Consider the following 16,599-nt stretch of genomic DNA (forward strand, 5'->3'; position numbering starts at 1 on the left):
GGCTCGGCCGTGAAGGCGACCCCGATAATCCTTGCCGCGGGCGGCGCATTCGCCGCCGTCCTCGTCGGCGGCCTCGCCCTATACGGGACCGGCTCGAACCTCGGCAACCTCGTGGCCTCCGGTCCTTGCACTGAGGCGGGCCCCGTGTCGGCCCGGCTCGCGCCGCTGGCCCGCGGCGACGTCGCGGCCTTCGATGCCTCAGCCTCGCCGAAACCCGCACCGGCCGTCGCGTTCAAGGGAGCGGACGGGGCGCCGACCGACCTCGCCGCCTTACGCGGAAAGACGTTGCTGGTGAATCTGTGGGCGACGTGGTGCGCTCCCTGCAAGGCCGAGATGCCGGCCCTCGACCGGCTTCAGGCGGAACTCGGCGCCGAGGCCTTCCAAGTGGTGGCGATCAATGTCGAGACGCGCAACCTCGACAAGCCACCGGCCTGGTTCAAGGCCAACGGCATCGCTCATTTGACCTATTACGGCGATCCCGAGGGCAAGGTGCTGCCCGCGATCCAGTCCGCGGTCGGTTCAACGGGGCTGCCGACGACGATGCTGATCGATGCCAAGGGCTGCACGCTCGGTGTGATGAAGGGGCCGGCCGAATGGTCGAGCGAGGACGGCAAGCGGCTGATCCGCGCCGCGCTCGGGGCTTCGACATCCTAGTTGAGCTTGCCTGAGCGGACTCCGCGGGGCAGTCAGTTGCCCGATGACAGCCTCGCCCCGTCCCATCGCGCCTCGTCCGCTCTCGGCCCTGCGCAGCCTGCTCTCCAACGAATCCGCGGGCGGCCTCGTACTGATGATGGCCGCCGCCGCCGCGCTCGTCGTGGCGAATTCACCGCTGGCCGACGATTACCACCATCTGCTGCACGTCCCGGTCGGGCCCCTCAGCCTGCTGCACTGGATCAACGACGGGCTGATGGTTGTGTTCTTCCTGCTCGTCGGGCTGGAGATCAAGCGCGAGGCCATCGACGGGCAGTTGCGGACATGGCCGGCCCGGGTGCTGCCGGGGCTCGCCGCGGGGGCGGGCATGGTGGCGCCGGCGCTCGTCTACCTCGCCTTCAATGCCGGGCAGGCGACCGCCCGCGGCTGGGCAATCCCGGCGGCCACCGACATCGCCTTCGCCCTCGGCGTGCTGGCTCTGATGGGGTCGCGGGTGCCGGTCTCGCTCAAGATCTTCCTCTCGGCGGTGGCGATCGTTGATGACCTCGGTGCGGTCGTCATCATCGCCCTGTTCTATACCGGGCAGATCGACTCAGGGATGCTGGCGGGCGCCGCTTGCCTCCTCGCCGGGCTCTTCGTCCTCAACCGCCTCGGCGTGCAGGCATTGACGCCCTACCTCGTCGCCGGCCTCGCGCTCTGGTTCTTCGTGCTGCGCTCCGGCGTCCACGCCACCGTGGCCGGGGTGCTGCTCGCTCTGTTCGTGCCGATCCGGCCAAGTCCAGGACGACCGGAGGATGCGACTTCGCCGCTGCACCGGCTGGAGCACGCGCTTCACCCGTTCGTCTCCTTCGTCATCGTGCCGATCTTCGGCTTCGCCAATGCGGGAGTGACGCTGGTCGGTCTGCCGGCCCGGGCGCTTTTCGATCCGGTGACCCTCGGCGTGGCGCTCGGCCTGTTTCTCGGCAAGCAGATCGGCATCTTCCTCAGTGTCCGTCTCGCCGTCGCCGCGGGCTTCGCCGCCCGGCCGGCGGGGGCGACGTGGCGCCAGGTCTACGGCGTCGCGCTCCTGTGCGGGATCGGCTTCACCATGAGCCTGTTCATCGGCGCGCTCGCCTTCACCGATGGCCTGCACGGGACCGAGACGAAACTCGGGGTGCTCGGTGGCTCGCTGCTGTCGGGCATCTTTGGGGCCGCCCTTCTCGCGCGCTCCGCTCCCCGCGTGCCGAAGGTCTGAGCAAGAGACACTCCGAACGGCTCTCGCCGCCGGCGTTCCGGCCAGAGTTCTTGCCTGACTTCCCCCCACGGCCTAGTCACGGCGGGACAGAGACGTCGCGGGAGCCGGCCGCTTCCGCGCGAGGACGAACATGCTGCGAACCGTTTCCCGTTTCCTCGGACTGCCGTTCTTCAGTCGGGCGCTCGGGCTCGTGGTGATGGCGGCGGGCTTCGTGCAGCTCTGCTACGACGGCGCCCGCTCCATCGCCAATAACGGCCTGCGGGTGACGAGCCTCGCCGAACTGATCCAATCCCTGCCGCAGGAGCGGATCACCGCCCTTGGGACGACGATCCGGCAGACGGCGCCTTGGGCGGATACGGTTCTGCTGACACCGCTCGGCTTCGTCCCGGCGGCCCTGTTCGGGCTCGGCCTCGGGGCAGTCCTGGTCTGGCTCGGCCAGCCGCCGCGGGAGCCGATCGGATTTCTGACGCGGCCGTAGAACATCGTCCCGAAAGGTGGCCCGCGGCTTTCGGAAAAAGACGATGCAAAAACAAGTGCCTGAAGAATCGTCCTGATTTCGATATTCAGGACGATTCTTCAGGCCTCCTCAAATCCCCCAATACGGCGCCGCATTGTAGTAGCGGTGAACGTGCTCCTCCCAGGCGCGCTCGTCCTCCGGGTCGCCGCCCTCCGGCGAGCGGGCGGGCGCGTCGCGCAACTGCGCCTCGGTGATGTCGACGACGTAGGCGTCGAGGCCGGTGTCGTAGCGCAAAACCGCCCAGGGCAGCGTGTAGTACTCCTCGCCCATCCCGAGGAAGCCGCCGAAGCTCATCACCGCGTAGGCGACGCGGCCCGAGCGCTTGTCGAGCATCAGCCGCTCGATGCGGCCGACCTTGCTTCCGTCGATCCTGCGCACCTCGGTGCCGATGACGCGATCGCTGGCGATCAGGCTGCGGGGCGGCAGTTCCACATCGGCCGCAGCTTCGGAACGAACCGGATCCATGGCGCTCACCCTGCAACGTTGTTACAGCTTGCCATAAAAAACGCCCATGCGGCCGGGCACGTTCCGGCCCGTTCCGCCCCTGCCCTGCATTCCCGGACGAGCCGACGCGCATGCCGCTGCCCCGCCTGACTCTCTCTACCCTCGCGCTCGCCCTGCCGGCTCTGATGGGATCGGCCGCGGCGCAGGACCGCGGCAGCGTCAATCCGAAGCCGCTGCCGCCGCTGGCCAATCCCGACGATCCCTCGACGCCGGCCAAGGCCCTGTTCGGCCGCGTCACCGGGCCGACCAGCGGTCCGGCCCGCTCCTTCGGCTCCTATGCCAAGGGCTGCTTCTCCGGTGGCGAGGCGCTGCCCCTCGACGGGGCGACCTGGCAGGTGATGCGGCCCTCGCGCAACCGGATGTGGGGCACGCCCCATCTCGTGGATTTCATCGAGCGGCTCGCCGCCCGCGCGCCGCAGGCCGGCTGGCCCGGCCTTCTCGTCGGCGACATGTCGCAGCCCCGCGGCGGGCCGATGCTCACAGGCCACGCCTCGCACCAGCTCGGTCTCGATGTGGACGTCTGGCTCACTCCCATGCCGGACCGCCGCATGACCCGGGCCGAGCGCGAGGAGACCTCGGCCACCGACATGGTGCGCTCCGACCGACTCGACATCGATCCCGACGTCTGGACGCGCCACCATACCGCGCTGATCCGCATGACGGCCAAGCAGCCGGAGGTGGCGCGGATCTTCGTCAACGCCGCGATCAAGAAGGCCCTGTGCCGCGAGGCGGGTGGGGATCGCGGCTGGCTCACCAAGGTGCGCCCGATGTACGGGCACAACTACCACTACCATATCCGCCTCGCCTGCCCCGGCGGCGAGGCCTCCTGCGATGATCAGGCGCCCCCTCCTCCGGGTGACGGCTGCGGGGCCGAGCTCGATTACTGGTTCAGCGCGGCGGTGCTGAACCCGCCCAAGCCGAAGACGCCGCCGAAGCCCCGCCCGCCGATGACGCTCGCCGGCCTGCCGGATGCCTGCCGCGCGGTGCTGCACGCGCGGTAGTCGTTGCCTATTTTTCGTGATGTCCGGCCGAGAGCCGATCGGTCAGCGCCATCAGCAGGCCGGACACCACGAAGACCATGTGGATGCCCACCAGCCACGAGAGATCGCGGTCGCTGTAGTTCTTCACGTCGAGAAACGATTTCAGGAGCTGGATCGCCGAGATCGCGACGATCGAGGAGATCAACTTCAGTTTCAGCCCGCTGAAGTCGATGGTGCCCATCCAAGTGGGCCAGTCCTTGTGGTCGGTGTGATCGAACTTCGAGACGAAGTTCTCGTAGCCCGAGAAGATCACGATGATCAGCAGCGAGGCCGTGAAGGTCAGATCGACCAGCGCGAGCACGCCGAGAATGGTTTGCGACTCGGTGGATTCGAGCGCGTGCGCCACCACGTGGCCAAGCTCCATCAGCAGCCGGACCAGCAGGACGACGAGGGCAACCGTCAGCGCGGCGTAGAACGGCGCCAGCAGCCACCGGCAGGCGAAGAGGAAGCGTTCGAAGCCACGTTCCAGCATAGTCTCTCAGTCCCGGCCATTCGAGGGGGCCGGGATTTGGCATGGGCGCTTCGCCCCTGCAAGACGGTCAAGCTTGGGTCAGCCTTGCAGGAGCCGGGGCGGATTTATTCCGCCGCCACGCCGACACCCACGGGGCAGGACACACCGGTGCCGCCGAGCCCGCAATAGCCGCCGGGGTTCTTGGCGAGGTATTGCTGGTGGTACTCTTCCGCGAAGTAGAACGTGTCGAGCGGCACGATCTCGGTCGTGATCGGTCCGTAGCCCCGCGCGTCCAGCGCCCGCGCATAGCTGTCCCGCACCGCCCGTGCCGTCGCGGCCTGGGTTTCATCGCTCGTGTAGATGCCGGAGCGGTACTGCGTGCCGACATCGTTGCCCTGGCGATAGCCCTGCGTCGGGTCGTGGCTCTCGAAGAAGGTCTTGAGCACGGCCTCCAGCGGCAGCACGGCGGGATCGAAGGCCACGAGCACGACCTCGTTGTGCCCGGTCAGGCCGCTGCAGACCTCCTCGTAGGTCGGATTCGGCGTGTAGCCGCCGGCATAGCCCACGGCGGTCACGTGGATCCCTTGCGGCAATTGCCAGAACTTGCGCTCGGCCCCCCAGAAGCAGCCGAACCCGAGCACGATCGTCTCGGTGCCGTCCGGATAGGGCCCCTTCAGCGGGTTGCCGTTGACGAAGTGGCGCTCGGCGGTCGGTAGGGGATGCGGCCGGCCGGGGAGCGCCTCGGACGGCGTCGGCATCTCGGGCCGCTTACGGAACAGGAGCATCGCTGGTTCCTCTGATCATCGCGGCGCGCGGTCGGCGAACCGCCGGTCGTCTCACTCACGACTCACTCGATTTCGCTAGATATGGTCATCTCTGTCTGCTTTGGCGACTGGGGCAGACGAGGCTGCGTCCTTGACGGCCCGCGCCGCGGATTGACCTGGGGAGCGATCACACGCGGATGGAGCCTGGCGACGACTGACGACTGACGGCGCGTGTTCGGGCAGCGCCCGGTCCGGCAAGGGCGACCCCTTCGCGGCGGCCGTCCGGGCGACGCGGATGGCGACAATCATTACCGACCCGCGCCGGCTCGACAATCGGATCATCTGCGCCAACGACGCGTTCCTGCGGCTTAGCGGGGACACCCGGCTGGAGGTGACGGGCCGCAAGTGTTGCTTCCTGCAGGGGCCCGGCACCGATCTCGACGCCGTGGCGCGGATCCGTGCGGTCGTCGATGCCGAGCAGGACGTGAATGAAGAGCTTCTGAACTACCGCAAGGACGGCTCGACCTTCCACAACGCGCTGTACATCAGCCCCGTCCACGACGAGGACGGCACGCTGCTGTTCTTCTTCGCTTCGCAGTTCGATGTGAGCGAGCGCCACGCGCTCGCCGCCGAGCGCGACCGGACGAAAGCGGCCCTCGATGCGAACGCTCTGCTGCTGCGCGAGATCGGCCACCGCGCCCGCAACGATCTCCAGATGATCTCGGCGATGCTGACGCTTCAGAGCAGCAACAGCACCGATCCGACGGTTCGCGCCGCGCTCGGCGAGGCGATCGGGCGCGTCGATGCCCTCAGCACGATCTCGCCGATCTCACCCGTGAGATCGCCGAGACCCTGGTCGAGGCGTCGGGCCGGCGCGACATCGCCGTCTCGTACGATCTTGCACCGTCCGGCATCCGGCCCAAGGCGGCGGGACCATTCGCGCTGATCGTCAACGAGGTCGTCTCCCACGCCATCCGCCATGCTTTCCCATCACGCGCCGGACGGCTCACCCTTCACATCGCCTGCCATGGGGAGGATCTGCTCCTGGCGGTCGAGGATGACGGGTTCGGCACGAATGGCGTCCGGCCGCGACATCCCACGGGCACCGCGGTCGAATTCCGCTTCCCCGCAATGCGCATCGAGGCCTGAGCCGTACCCGTGTGATCGAGGGTCAGTGCCGGTCGTCGGGAGCCGGCGGCAGGGGCATCACGTCGATGCCCTCATCGAGCAGCGCCCGCGCCTCCTGCGGGCTCGCCTCACCGTAGATCGCGCGGCCTTCCGCATCGCCGTAATGAATCGCCCGCGCCTCGTCGGCGAAGCGGTCGCCGACATGCTCGGCGCTCGCGACGACGTGCTCGCGGACAGCGCGCAGCAGGGCACGCAACTGCCGCTCCGGCTCGGCCGCGATCATCGGCATCGGAGCCTCGGCCGGACCTGGGGCTTCGGCCGACCTTGCCGGGACGGGAAGCTGCAGCGCGGGCGCATCGGCCCGGCCGCGGTCGGTGCGTGCCACCGCCGGGGCCATCGGTGCCTTGGCGACCCGGGCCGAATCGCAAAATGGACAGGTGACGAGGCCACGGGCCGACTGCTCGTCGTAGGCCGCGTTGGACGGGAACCAACTCTCGAACTGGTGGCCCGAGTCGCAGGCGAGGGTGAAGCGGATCATGAGGGAGAGATGGGGAGGGTTCAGGCGCGGCGCACGCCGAAGCTGCGCGCGTGGGACAGGGTGGGAATGCGGGCGCGCGCATCCGCGACACGCGCGAGGTCGATCTCGGCGAGGATGATGCCCGGGGCGTCGCCCTCGGCCTCGGCGAGGATGCGGCCCCAGGGATCGACGATGAGCGAGTGGCCGAAGGTCTCGCGTCCGTCCTCGTGCCGGCCCCCTTGCGCGGCGGAGATCATGAAGGAGCCGGTTTCGATGGCCCGTGCCCGCTGCAGGATGTGCCAATGCGCCTCGCCGGTCTGGCGGGTGAAGCAGGCCGGTGCGGTCATCACCGTGGCGCCGGCCTCGGCCAGCGCCCGGTAGAGGGCGGGAAAACGGATGTCGTAGCAGATCGTCAGCCCGAGGCTGGCGAGCGGTGTCTCGGCGACGACGGCGCAATCGCCGCCGGAATAGGTCGCCGACTCGCGCCAGCTCTCACCGTTGGGCAGATCGACGTCGTAGAGGTGGAGCTTGTCGTAAGAGACCTGGATCTCGCCCGCGGCGTCGATCAGGAAGGCGCGGTTGGCGATCTTCTCGCCCTCGCGGATCGCCAGCGAACCGATCTGCAGGACGATCTTTTCCGCCCGCGCGACCTCCCGCAGGGCGGCGAGCGTTGCGTCGCGCTCTTGCGGCCCGACCTTCTCGAACAGGGCCGCGCGGTCGCGCTCGATCAGCGAGGTTGTCTCCGGCGTCTGCACATAGGCCGCGCCCCGGCGCGCTGCCTCGCGCACCGCCTGCACGGCGGCCTCGCGATTGGCGGCCGGGTCTCGCCCGCCGCGCATCTGCACGCAGGCCGCGACGAACGGCTTGTGTTCGGACAGGTCCGTCATGCCGCGAGCAGCGGATCGAGGTCGCCGGCCCGCTCCAGGGCGTAGAGGTCGTCGCAGCCGCCGACATGCCGGTCGCCGACGAAGATCTGCGGCACCGAAGTGCGCCCGCCGGCCCGCTGGACCATGGTCGCGCGTGCGCCCGCCGTCTTCTCGACGTCGATCTCGTTGAAGGACACGCCCTTCTCGCGCAGCAGGCTCTTGGCCGCCGAGCAGTAGGGGCACCAGGCCGTGGTGTAGATCGTGACCGGCTGCATAGGTCCGTCGCGCCCGAGTGGGGGAAGCGACGGGTATAGGCGAGCCGCTCAGATCTTCCTACTGCGGCCGGGACACAGCCTCGGACGATCGCGGCGCCGTCGTCCGCTCAGGCAGCCAGCAGCTTCTCGACCTCGTTGACGAGGTCGCGCAGGTGGAAGGGCTTCGAGAGCACCTTCGCATCCTTGGGCGCCTTCGAATCCGGGTTCAGCGCCACCGCGGCGAAACCAGTGATGAACATCACCTTGATGTCGGGATCGAGCTCGGTGGCGCGGCGCGCCAGCTCGATGCCGTCCATCTCCGGCATGACGATGTCGGTCAGGAGGAGTTCGAACGGCTCCTCGCGCAGGCGGTTATAGGCGGACAGGCCGTTGTCGAAGGACAGCACGTCGTAGCCGGCGTTCTGGAGCGCCTTGGCCAGAAACCGGCGCATGTCGTTGTCGTCTTCCGCGAGCAGGATCTTCATCGAACGGCGTCCCGGTGCCCATGCGCCTTGGAGTGTCTCAGGAAACACCCAGTCGCTACCATGCCCCCTCGGGGCACGACAGCGCGGCCGGCGCTTTGCGAGAGACCTCGGTGGGTGTTCATTTCATAAAGCGTCGGCTTGGTAAACAGAGCGTTAAATGGGACCGGTGCCGCGTCGCACCCGACTCGCGGCCCCCTGTCATACCCCACTCACGCCTCGGTGCGGCGCATGGTGGACAGGGCAGACGAGGCGCCGCAAAGTGGCGCGATGTCCCTCCCGCGCCACGCTCAGGCCTCCGCGTCCCGATGAGCCCTTCACAGCCCGATGGACCCGAGGCGTTCGATCCACCCTTCGTCGTGGACGAGCCGGCGCAGCACGCGATTCCCTTCGTGTTCAACACGCCGCATTCCGGCGCGCATTATCCCGCCTCGTTCCTGGCCGCCTCCCGGCTCGACGCCCTCGCCCTGCGTCGGTCGGAGGATGCCCATGTCGACCGGCTGTTCGCCTCGGTCGTCGGCCTCGGCGCACCCCTGATGCGGGCGAACTTCCCCCGCGCCTATCTCGACGTGAACCGCGAGCCCTACGAACTCGACCCGCGCATGTTCGCGGGCCGTCTGCCCTCCTTCGCCAACACCCGCTCGATGCGGGTGGCTGGAGGGCTGGGGACGGTGCCCCGCATCGTCGCCGATGGGCAGGAGATCTACCGGGAGCGGCTGCCGGTGGAGGAGGCGGTGCAGCGCATCGAGACGCTCTACAAGCCCTATCACCGGACACTGCGCGGTCTGATCCACCGTACGGCGCGGAGCTTCGGTCAGGCCTTCCTCATCGATTGTCACTCGATGCCCTCTTCGAGCCTCGGGCGCGACGAGAGCGCCCAGGCCGATTTCGTGCTCGGCGACCGCTTCGGCACGGCCTGCCTGCCCTCGCTGGTCGAGGGTGTCGAGAGCCGCCTGAGGATCCTCGGCTACAAGGTGGTGCGCAACAAGCCCTATGCCGGCGGCTTCATCACCGAGCATTACGGCGAGCCGGGACTTGGACGGCACGCGCTGCAGATCGAGATCAACCGCGCGCTGTACATGAACGAGCAGTCGCTGGCGGTGACGGCCGGTTTCACGAGTCTGGCCGACAATCTGGCCAAGGTCTTCGCCGAGGTCGCTGCCGAGACGGTTGAGGCAGCGTCCCTCCGCGTGGCGGCCGAGTAGATCTGCGATCCCGCAGTGCGAGCACCGCAGCGCTTCAGACAAGAAAAAAGGCCGCCCCGAAGGACGGCCCGAAGTCTAGGGAGGAAACGCCCAAGAAGGGCTACGGGACCGCGACGCCATCGCGATCTCGCAATGCAAAAATCGCATCGCGGCGCACAAATCGCAAGCCCGGTGATAACATTCCCACATGCGCTTGCCGCATAGCTTGGCCGGGCGCACGCATGGAACGTTCAGGCATCGCCGAGGAGTGCCCGGATCTCCGCCTTCAGGGCATCGGCCAGTTCCGGCCGCTCCAAGCCGTAGGCGAGGTTGGCGGTGAGGAAGCCGATCTTGGAGCCCGTATCGTAGGTACGCCCGTCGAAGCGCATGCCGTAGAACTGCTGCGCCTCGGCGAGCCGGATCATCGCGTCGGTGAGCTGGATCTCGCCGCCGGCCCCGGTCTCGCCCCGCTCCAGAATTGAAAAAATCTCGGGCTGGAGGATGTAGCGACCGGAGATGATGTAGTTCGACGGCGCCGTGCCCTGCTTGGGCTTCTCCACCATGCCGGTGATCTCGAAGGTCTGACCGAAGGTCTCGCCGACGGCGACGATGCCGTACTGGTGCGTCTCCTCGGGCTTCACCTCCTCCACGGCGATGATGTTGCCGCCGTGCTGCTCGTAGGCCTCAAGCATCTGGCCCATGCAGCCGCGGCTCAGCATGTCCGGCAGCAGCACGGCGAAGGGCTCGTTGCCGACGATCTCGCGGGCGCACCAGACCGCGTGGCCGAGGCCGAGCGGCGCCTGCTGGCGGGTGAAGCTGGTCTGTCCGGCCTTGGGCAGGTCCCTCTTCAACTCCTCGTAGGCCGCGTGCTTGCCGCGCTCCTGCAGAGTGTGGTCCAGTTCGAAAGCGATATCGAAGTGATCCTCGATCACCGCCTTGCCGCGGCCGGTGACGAAGATGAAGTGCTCGATGCCGGCCTCCCGGGCCTCATCGACGACGTGCTGGACGACAGGGCGATCGACGACGGTGAGCATCTCCTTCGGCACGGCCTTGGTGGCCGGCAGAAAGCGCGTGCCGAGGCCCGCGACGGGAAGGACGGCCTTGCGAATTCGTTTCATGTGGCGGGACCCGTTCTTGGCGTGTGTCGGGGCGAGCCCTGATCGACGCAGATCAAATAGGACGCGGGCCGCCGCTAACAGCCCCGCTTGGGTGTGATTGGCAGGATTTCGTCATTAAAACATGGCTGAAGCGTTCGCGGGCGGACGGCGGAAGACGGATCGGGGGAAGTGATGGCGGTTCTGGTCACGGGCGGCGCGGGCTATATCGGGAGCCACATGGTGCTCGCGCTGGTCGATGCAGGGCACGAGGAGGTCGTGGTCCTCGACGATCTCTCGACCGGCTACGATTGGGCCCTGCCCCCGGAAGTGCGCCTCGTCGTCGGCGATGTGGCCGACCAAGCCCTCGTCACCGAGACGATCCTGCGCCACCGGATCGACGCGATCGCGCATTTCGCGGCCAAGATCGTGGTGCCGGAATCGGTCGCCGACCCGCTCGGCTACTACCTCGCCAACACCGTGAAGACGCGTGCGCTGATCGAGACCGCGGCGCGCACGAACGTGCGGCACTTCATCTTCTCCTCGACGGCGGCGGTTTACGGCGAGCCGGAGATCGTGCCGGTCCCCGAGACCCTGGCGACGAACCCGATCAATCCCTACGGCCGCTCGAAGCTGATGAGCGAGTGGATGCTCGCCGACGCCGCGGCCGCGCACGGCTTCACCTACGGGGTGCTGCGCTATTTCAACGTGGCCGGGGCCGACCCGCGCGGGCGCTCCGGGCAATCGATGCCGGCCGCCACCCACCTCATCAAGGTCGCGACGCAGGCGGCACTTGGCCAGCGCACGCATCTGGAGGTGTTCGGCACCGACTATCCCACGCCTGACGGCTCGTGCCTGCGCGACTACATCCAAGTCTCGGACCTCGCCGCCGCGCACCTGACCGTGCTCGATCACCTGCGCGGCGGCGGCGAGAGCCTGACCCTGAATTGCGGCTACGGCCGGGGCTACTCGGTGCTGGAGGTGGTGGAGGTGGTCAAGCGCATCTCCGGCCGCGACTTCGAGGTGCGCCTGTCGCCACGCCGTCCGGGCGATCCGGCCCAGATCATCGCGGGTGCCGACCGCATCCGCAACGAACTCGGCTGGACCCCGAGGCACGACGACCTCGACGCCATCGTCGCCCAGGCGCTCGCCTGGGAGGAGGCCCTGGTGAAGCGGAACCGGCGGTGAGAGTGTCCCGCACCGCCCTCATCCTCGCTCTCGCGGTCCTGACGGGACCGGGACAGGCGCAGGACGGCGACTTCTCCGGCTTCGTCGCTTCCCTGCGTTCCGATGCTGCGGCCCGCGGCGTCTCGCAACGAACCTTCGACGCGGCCTTCGCCGACCTTCGCGGGCCGGATCCGGACGTGGTCGCCCGCACCCGTCGCCAGGGCGAGTTCAGCCGGCCGGTCTGGGATTATCTCGTCGGTGCGGTGTCGGGCGCGCGCATCGCCAAGGGGCAGGCCCAGGGCAAGAGGCTCGCCGACACCCTCGCAGCGATCGAGGCGAAGACCGGCGTGCCGCGCGCGATCGTGCTGGCGTTCTGGGGCGTCGAATCGGATTTCGGCGCCAGCGCCGGCTCCCTGCCGACAGTGCGCGCGCTAGCGAGTCTCGCCTATGCGCGCCATCGCGGCAGCCTGTTTCGCGACGAGCTGCTGGCCGCCCTCCAGATCCTCGAGAACGGCGACATCGAGCCGGCGCGAATGGTGGGCTCGTGGGCCGGCGCCATGGGGCAGGTCCAGTTCCTGCCCTCGGTGTACCTGAAAGAGGCGGTTGATTTCGATGGCGACGGGCGGCGCGACATCTGGCGCTCTGAAGCCGATTCGTTGGCCTCCATCGCCCACTACCTGCGCTCGCTCGGCTGGAAGCCCGGCCTGTCCTGGGGTTACGAGGTCAGCCTGCCGAAGGATTTCGACCTGACCCGCTATCGCGGTCCGCTCGCCGACTTCACCGCCCGCGGTGTCCGCCGCACTGACGGCAAACCCCTGCCGGCGAACGGCGAGGCGAGCCTGTTCCTGCCGGGCGGGCTGGGAAGCCCCGTCTTTCTCATCACCGACAATTTCGAGGTGATCCGCGGCTACAACACCAGCGACTCCTACGCGCTGGCGATCGGCCACCTCGCCGACCGGCTGGCCGGCGGTCCGGCGCTCGCCGCGCCCTGGCCGAACGGTGCCGCCCGCCTCGATGGAGCGGGCCTCAAGCGTCTGCAGGCGGGGCTCGCCGCGCAAGGACTCTACGTCGGCGAACAGGACGGGCGCGCCGGCCCGAAGCTGCGCGAGGCGGTGCGGCAGTACCAGATCCGCGAGGGTTTGCCCGCGGACGGCTACGCCCGGCCCGCGCTGCTGGAGCGCCTCGAGGCACGGCCTTAGACGTGCGCCCTTCGAGGCGCTATCCTGAGCGGATGTGAGGTCGGACCAATTCCGGCTCCTCTCCTTCGATCGAGGCTTCGCGCATGCAACGCCGCCCGACCGATCGCACCGCGCTTCCGCGTTTTTCTGCGATCCTCGGCCTTCTCGCTCTCGCCGTCCTCGCGCTCGCCGCGGCGTGGTCCGTGCTGCCGCAGCCGGCCGCTGCGCAGTGGGGTGACAGCTACGACGCCCCCGCCGCCGATCCCTCCTACGCGCCGCCGCCACGCCGCCGTGCCCGAGGGGCCTACGCCGACGAGTACGGCCGCCCGCCTGCCCGCCGGGCTGCGCCGCCGCAGGAGGCGCCGCGCCAGTTCTACTGGCCCTGGGAGGACCAGCCGCGCGCCCAGCCGACCCCGCCGCCGCAGCCCTCGCCCGGCTATGCCCGGCCGCAGCGTCCCCGCGCACCGGCACCCGCGGCTGCCGGACGCTCGGACGAGGAGCGTGCCGCGCGCCGTCGCCGACCAAGCCCCGCCCCGACGGTGGCGCAGCCCAAGGCCAAGGTGCCGAAGGCTGCACCGACGACCCAGATCGCCGTGTTCGGCGATTCCCTCGCGAGTTACCTCGCCAAAGGTGTCGACGAGGCGTTCTCCGACAATGCCGAGGTCGCGGTGCTCGACCGCTCCAAGGCCGAGAGCGGACTCGTGCGCAAGGATCTGGTCGATTGGGCCAAGAGCGCTGAGGATTTCCTCAAGACCACGCCCAACGTCTCCTACGCCCTGATGATGCTTGGGGTGAACGACCGGCAGGCGATCCGCGAGGGCGACCAGAGCTACGAGGCCCTGTCGGACAAGTGGCGTGAGATCTATGGCGCGCGGGTCGACGCGGTCGCGAAGGTGTTTGCCGAGCACAAGGTGCCGCTGGTCTGGGTTGGGCTGCCGCCGGTCCGCAGCGAATCCTTGAGCCGCGACTTCGCGGCGATCAACGACCTCGTGCGCGAGCGGGTGCAGCGGGCCGGCCAATCCTACGCCGAGGTCTGGCAGGGCTTCGTCGACGACCGCAACCGCTTCACCGTGTCGGGGCCCGATGTGGACGGTCAGGAGGCGCGGCTGCGCACCTCCGACGGCATCCACTTCACTGCCGCCGGCTCGCGCAAGGTCGCCCACTTCGCCGATGTGGAGTTGAAGCGGCTGATGGGCGCCAAGGGCGGTCTTCCCTCCGAGCAGCCCGCGGCGGCGATCGCGGCCACGCCCGGCGAGGGCGGGGCGGGGCTCGGCATCGAGGACACGGCGGCGATCGACCGCAAGATCACTGCGATGCTACCGAGCCTGCCCGAGCCTCCGGGTATTCCGAGCCTGCCGGTCAAGCCGGCAGCGGGGCCGGTGGTGCCGCTCGGCCGCACCGAGACCTCGCCGGGCGGCACACTGATCACCGGCCGCCCGCAGGAGGGCGACGCCACCGGCACCCGCGAGCGCAGCCTGCAGCGCGGCGCCGCTCCCCTGCCCCAGCCCGGCCGGGCGGACGATTTCCGCTGGCCGCCGGGATAGATCGTCCTCGCTGAGGCCGCTTCAGCTCTCCGCCGAAGGCGGGGCCGCCACGAGCCCGGCGCCGACGGCGATCCAGACCAGATGAGCGTCCGTGCGGGCGCCGAGCTTGGCCCTGATCAGCGAGAGGTTGTTCTGGACCGTCTTGAGGCTGAGGCACAGCGCCTCGGCGACCCCCGTTGCCGTCGCGCCCGCCGCCGTCATGCCGAGGATCTCGACTTCCCGCGGGGTGAGGTCATCGAGCGCATTCCGTCCGCCGGCCACCTCGTCCTGCGCGATCGCCAGGGCGATGTCGGGGCTCATGGCGCGCTCCCCGCGCAGGACGCCCGCCGCGGCCGTCAGCAGATCCCGCGGCGGGCTCGCCTTGCTGACATAGCCGCCGGCACCGGCGGCGAAGGCTCGTCGCGCGACCGCGGCACCGGTGCGCATGCTGAACACGAGGATGCGGGCCGTGCCGTCCCATTGGCGGATGTGCCGGATCACCTCGATGCCGCTCGGCCCCGGCAGCGACAGGTCGAGGATCACGAGATCCGGCGCCTGCGCCTTATAGAGGCGGTAGGCCTCCGCCGCGGTCTCGGCCTCCCCCACGACGGTGAAGCCCGGCTGCCGTTCGAGCAGGCGCCGATAGCCTTCGCGCACCACGGGATGATCATCGACGAGGAGGATGGTCGGCATCGCGCGCCTCAGCCGCGGACTGGAACGGTGGCACAGGCACGGATGCCGCTTCCATTCCCGGTGAGGGACAGTTGACCGCCGAGAGCAGCGAGCCGCGTCCGGATCCCGGCAAGGCCGCGGCCGGCAGCGTCGGCTGCGCTCGGGGCATCGCCCCCGCCGTCGTCGTCCACCGTCAGGGTGACGGGCTCCTCCCCTGTTCCAGTTCCCTGCAGCCGCAGGAAAACCCGGCTCGGCCGCCCGTGCCGCAGGGCGTTGGTCAGAAGTTCCTGCGCGATGCGGTAGAGGCTGGCGGAGGCCTGCGGCGACAGACCCGTCAGATCGCCCGTCACGTCGAGATGCAGGCTCGGCCCGGTACGCAGCCGCGCCCGCCAGTCGCTGATCAGACCGCGGAGCTCCTCGCCCAGGCCGGCCGCGGTGAGATCGGGCAGTTCGAGCTGAGCCAAGGCGCCGCGCAGGCTCTCGCGCATGGAGCCGATGACGGTCTCGATGCCGACGGCATCGGCGCGCAGATCCGCGCGATCCTCCGGTGCGCCGGCCTCGATGGCGGCCGCGAGCGCGCCTGCCGCAGCGAGGCACTGGCCGAACGCGTCGTGCAGCTCGCGGGCGAGGCTCTGCCGCTCCTCCTCCTGCACCTGGACCAGCCGCCGCATCAGCTCCGTGCGCTCGGCCTCGGTGCGGACCAATCGCTCCGCAAGGGCGTGGAAGGCGGTCGCGATTCGCTCGAACTCGGTGGCCTTGAAGCGCGGCAGGGGTGCAGCGGCGCGGCCCGCATCGAATCCGTCGAGCCCCTGGACGATCCGGCCCGCCGGCGCGACGAGGCGGGTGGCGGAGAGCCAGCCGAGGATCGCGGTGGTTCCGGCGAGCGACAGGGCAAGGCCGCTCGCGAACCGGACCTGCCGCCACGTGCGGCCCGCGGCGGCGACGGGATCGGGCCAAGCCGCGACGCTGCCGAGGCGGCGTCCGCGATAGATGATCTCCCGGATCACGGGTGCTCCCCCTGCTTCCGGCGCCAGGGCGTCCCTGAACCAGGCCGGTGCCGTGCCGAGCCCGTCCCAATCGCCGCAGAGCCGGCGTGGGGTCTCGGCGCCGAGACGGATCTCCGCGCAGATGCCCGGCAGGATCATCAGGACGGTCGGTTCCGCCTGCGGCTCGCTGATCGGCAGCGCCGCCGGACCGACACTGCCGAGTCCCGGCTGCCGGGCAAGCTGCGCCGCGATCCGCCCGGCCGACACCGCGGCCTCCTCGCGCAGACCGGTGCGCGCCTCCCAGAGCGTCCAGGCGACAGCGCCGGCCAGACAGAGCAGCGTGACGATCAGAAGGCGCAGGGCGAGATGCGCGGGCAGGCTCATCGG

19 protein-coding genes are annotated in these 16,599 nt (G+C 69.4%); 9 read left to right on the top strand and 10 right to left on the bottom strand.

Annotated features, from left to right (window positions below; all coding sequences use genetic code 11):
• Positions 1–9 precede the first annotated feature (9 nt).
• From tlpA to FHU13_RS05060, 3 genes are all read left to right on the top strand, one after another.
• On the top strand, positions 10–654 hold the full coding sequence (tlpA, locus tag FHU13_RS05050) for a thiol:disulfide interchange protein TlpA (protein ID WP_183434798.1): 645 nt from the start codon (positions 10–12) through the stop codon (positions 652–654).
• A 43-nt stretch (positions 655–697) separates the two neighbouring features.
• A complete protein-coding gene (gene nhaA / locus FHU13_RS05055; RefSeq protein ID WP_183434799.1) occupies positions 698–1,885 on the top strand; it encodes a Na+/H+ antiporter NhaA in 1,188 nt (395 codons plus the stop codon).
• 130 nt (positions 1,886–2,015) lie between these two features.
• Positions 2,016–2,363 (top strand): PetM family of cytochrome b6f complex subunit 7, encoded by a 348-nt coding sequence (locus FHU13_RS05060; RefSeq protein WP_183434800.1) that lies wholly within the window; start codon positions 2,016–2,018, stop codon positions 2,361–2,363.
• Positions 2,364–2,471: 108 nt separating this feature from the next.
• Here FHU13_RS05060 and FHU13_RS05065 read toward each other — a convergent pair whose 3' ends face one another.
• Positions 2,472–2,867, bottom strand: a complete 396-nt coding sequence (locus FHU13_RS05065) for a PRC-barrel domain-containing protein (RefSeq protein ID WP_183434801.1) — start codon at positions 2,865–2,867, stop codon at positions 2,472–2,474.
• Between the two features lie 110 nt (positions 2,868–2,977).
• On the opposite strand from FHU13_RS05065, the gene mepA reads away from it, so the two are divergent.
• Positions 2,978–3,907, top strand: coding sequence for a penicillin-insensitive murein endopeptidase (mepA, locus tag FHU13_RS05070; RefSeq protein ID WP_183434802.1), 930 nt, complete (start codon positions 2,978–2,980; stop codon positions 3,905–3,907).
• 7 nt (positions 3,908–3,914) lie between these two features.
• On the opposite strand, the gene FHU13_RS05075 is transcribed toward mepA, so the two are convergent.
• Positions 3,915–4,418 carry a TIGR00645 family protein gene (locus tag FHU13_RS05075; RefSeq protein ID WP_183434803.1) on the bottom strand — a complete coding sequence of 168 codons (504 nt, stop codon included), beginning with the start codon at positions 4,416–4,418 and terminating at the stop codon, positions 3,915–3,917.
• Positions 4,419–4,522: 104 nt separating this feature from the next.
• A complete protein-coding gene (gene msrA, locus FHU13_RS05080; RefSeq protein ID WP_183434804.1) occupies positions 4,523–5,182 on the bottom strand; it encodes a peptide-methionine (S)-S-oxide reductase MsrA in 660 nt (219 codons plus the stop codon).
• A 274-nt stretch (positions 5,183–5,456) separates the two neighbouring features.
• Here msrA and FHU13_RS05085 point away from each other — a divergent pair, with 274 nt between their 5' ends.
• Positions 5,457–6,107 carry a PAS domain-containing protein gene (locus FHU13_RS05085; protein WP_246714492.1) on the top strand — a complete coding sequence of 217 codons (651 nt, stop codon included), beginning with the start codon at positions 5,457–5,459 and terminating at the stop codon, positions 6,105–6,107.
• Positions 6,108–6,332: 225 nt separating this feature from the next.
• Here the strand turns inward: FHU13_RS05085 and FHU13_RS05090 are convergent, their stop codons facing one another.
• The 4 genes from FHU13_RS05090 to cpdR form a co-directional block, all read right to left on the bottom strand.
• The gene (locus tag FHU13_RS05090; RefSeq protein ID WP_183434805.1) at positions 6,333–6,827 is read right to left on the bottom strand and encodes a DUF1178 family protein; all 495 of its coding nucleotides are present in this window, start codon (positions 6,825–6,827) and stop codon (positions 6,333–6,335) included.
• A gap of 20 nt (positions 6,828–6,847) precedes the next feature.
• On the bottom strand, positions 6,848–7,693 hold the full coding sequence (locus tag FHU13_RS05095; RefSeq protein ID WP_183434806.1) for a carbon-nitrogen hydrolase family protein: 846 nt from the start codon (positions 7,691–7,693) through the stop codon (positions 6,848–6,850).
• Positions 7,690–7,947 carry a glutaredoxin 3 gene (gene grxC / locus FHU13_RS05100; protein WP_012455341.1) on the bottom strand — a complete coding sequence of 86 codons (258 nt, stop codon included), beginning with the start codon at positions 7,945–7,947 and terminating at the stop codon, positions 7,690–7,692. Before grxC ends, FHU13_RS05095 begins: the two co-directional genes overlap by 4 nt.
• Before the next feature lie 107 nt (positions 7,948–8,054).
• The gene (cpdR, locus tag FHU13_RS05105) at positions 8,055–8,411 is read right to left on the bottom strand and encodes a cell cycle two-component system response regulator CpdR (RefSeq protein WP_003603128.1); all 357 of its coding nucleotides are present in this window, start codon (positions 8,409–8,411) and stop codon (positions 8,055–8,057) included.
• A 305-nt stretch (positions 8,412–8,716) separates the two neighbouring features.
• Between cpdR and FHU13_RS05110 the strand changes: the two genes are divergently transcribed.
• Positions 8,717–9,613 carry an N-formylglutamate amidohydrolase gene (locus FHU13_RS05110; RefSeq protein WP_183434807.1) on the top strand — a complete coding sequence of 299 codons (897 nt, stop codon included), beginning with the start codon at positions 8,717–8,719 and terminating at the stop codon, positions 9,611–9,613.
• A 230-nt stretch (positions 9,614–9,843) separates the two neighbouring features.
• On the opposite strand, the gene galU is transcribed toward FHU13_RS05110, so the two are convergent.
• Entirely contained in the window at positions 9,844–10,710 is an 867-nt protein-coding gene (gene galU / locus FHU13_RS05115; RefSeq protein ID WP_183434808.1) for a UTP--glucose-1-phosphate uridylyltransferase GalU, read from the bottom strand.
• A gap of 171 nt (positions 10,711–10,881) precedes the next feature.
• Here galU and galE point away from each other — a divergent pair, with 171 nt between their 5' ends.
• The 3 genes from galE (at position 10,882) to FHU13_RS05130 (ending at position 14,575) form a co-directional block, all read left to right on the top strand.
• A complete protein-coding gene (galE, locus tag FHU13_RS05120) occupies positions 10,882–11,874 on the top strand; it encodes a UDP-glucose 4-epimerase GalE (protein ID WP_183434809.1) in 993 nt (330 codons plus the stop codon).
• Entirely contained in the window at positions 11,871–13,052 is a 1,182-nt protein-coding gene (locus FHU13_RS05125; RefSeq protein WP_183434810.1) for a lytic murein transglycosylase, read from the top strand. The genes galE and FHU13_RS05125 overlap by 4 nt, the downstream gene beginning before the upstream one ends.
• A gap of 83 nt (positions 13,053–13,135) precedes the next feature.
• On the top strand, positions 13,136–14,575 hold the full coding sequence (locus FHU13_RS05130; RefSeq protein WP_183434811.1) for an SGNH family hydrolase: 1,440 nt from the start codon (positions 13,136–13,138) through the stop codon (positions 14,573–14,575).
• 21 nt (positions 14,576–14,596) lie between these two features.
• On the opposite strand, the gene FHU13_RS05135 is transcribed toward FHU13_RS05130, so the two are convergent.
• Both FHU13_RS05135 and FHU13_RS05140 read right to left on the bottom strand, forming a co-directional pair.
• Positions 14,597–15,247, bottom strand: coding sequence for a response regulator transcription factor (locus tag FHU13_RS05135; protein WP_183434812.1), 651 nt, complete (start codon positions 15,245–15,247; stop codon positions 14,597–14,599).
• Positions 15,248–15,255: 8 nt separating this feature from the next.
• The gene (locus FHU13_RS05140) at positions 15,256–16,596 is read right to left on the bottom strand and encodes a sensor histidine kinase (protein WP_183434813.1); all 1,341 of its coding nucleotides are present in this window, start codon (positions 16,594–16,596) and stop codon (positions 15,256–15,258) included.
• Positions 16,597–16,599: the final 3 nt, after the last annotated feature.

It is taken from the genome of Methylobacterium sp. R2-1 (assembly GCF_014191355.1).
In the GTDB taxonomy this organism is placed as follows: Bacteria; Pseudomonadota; Alphaproteobacteria; order Rhizobiales; family Beijerinckiaceae; genus Methylobacterium.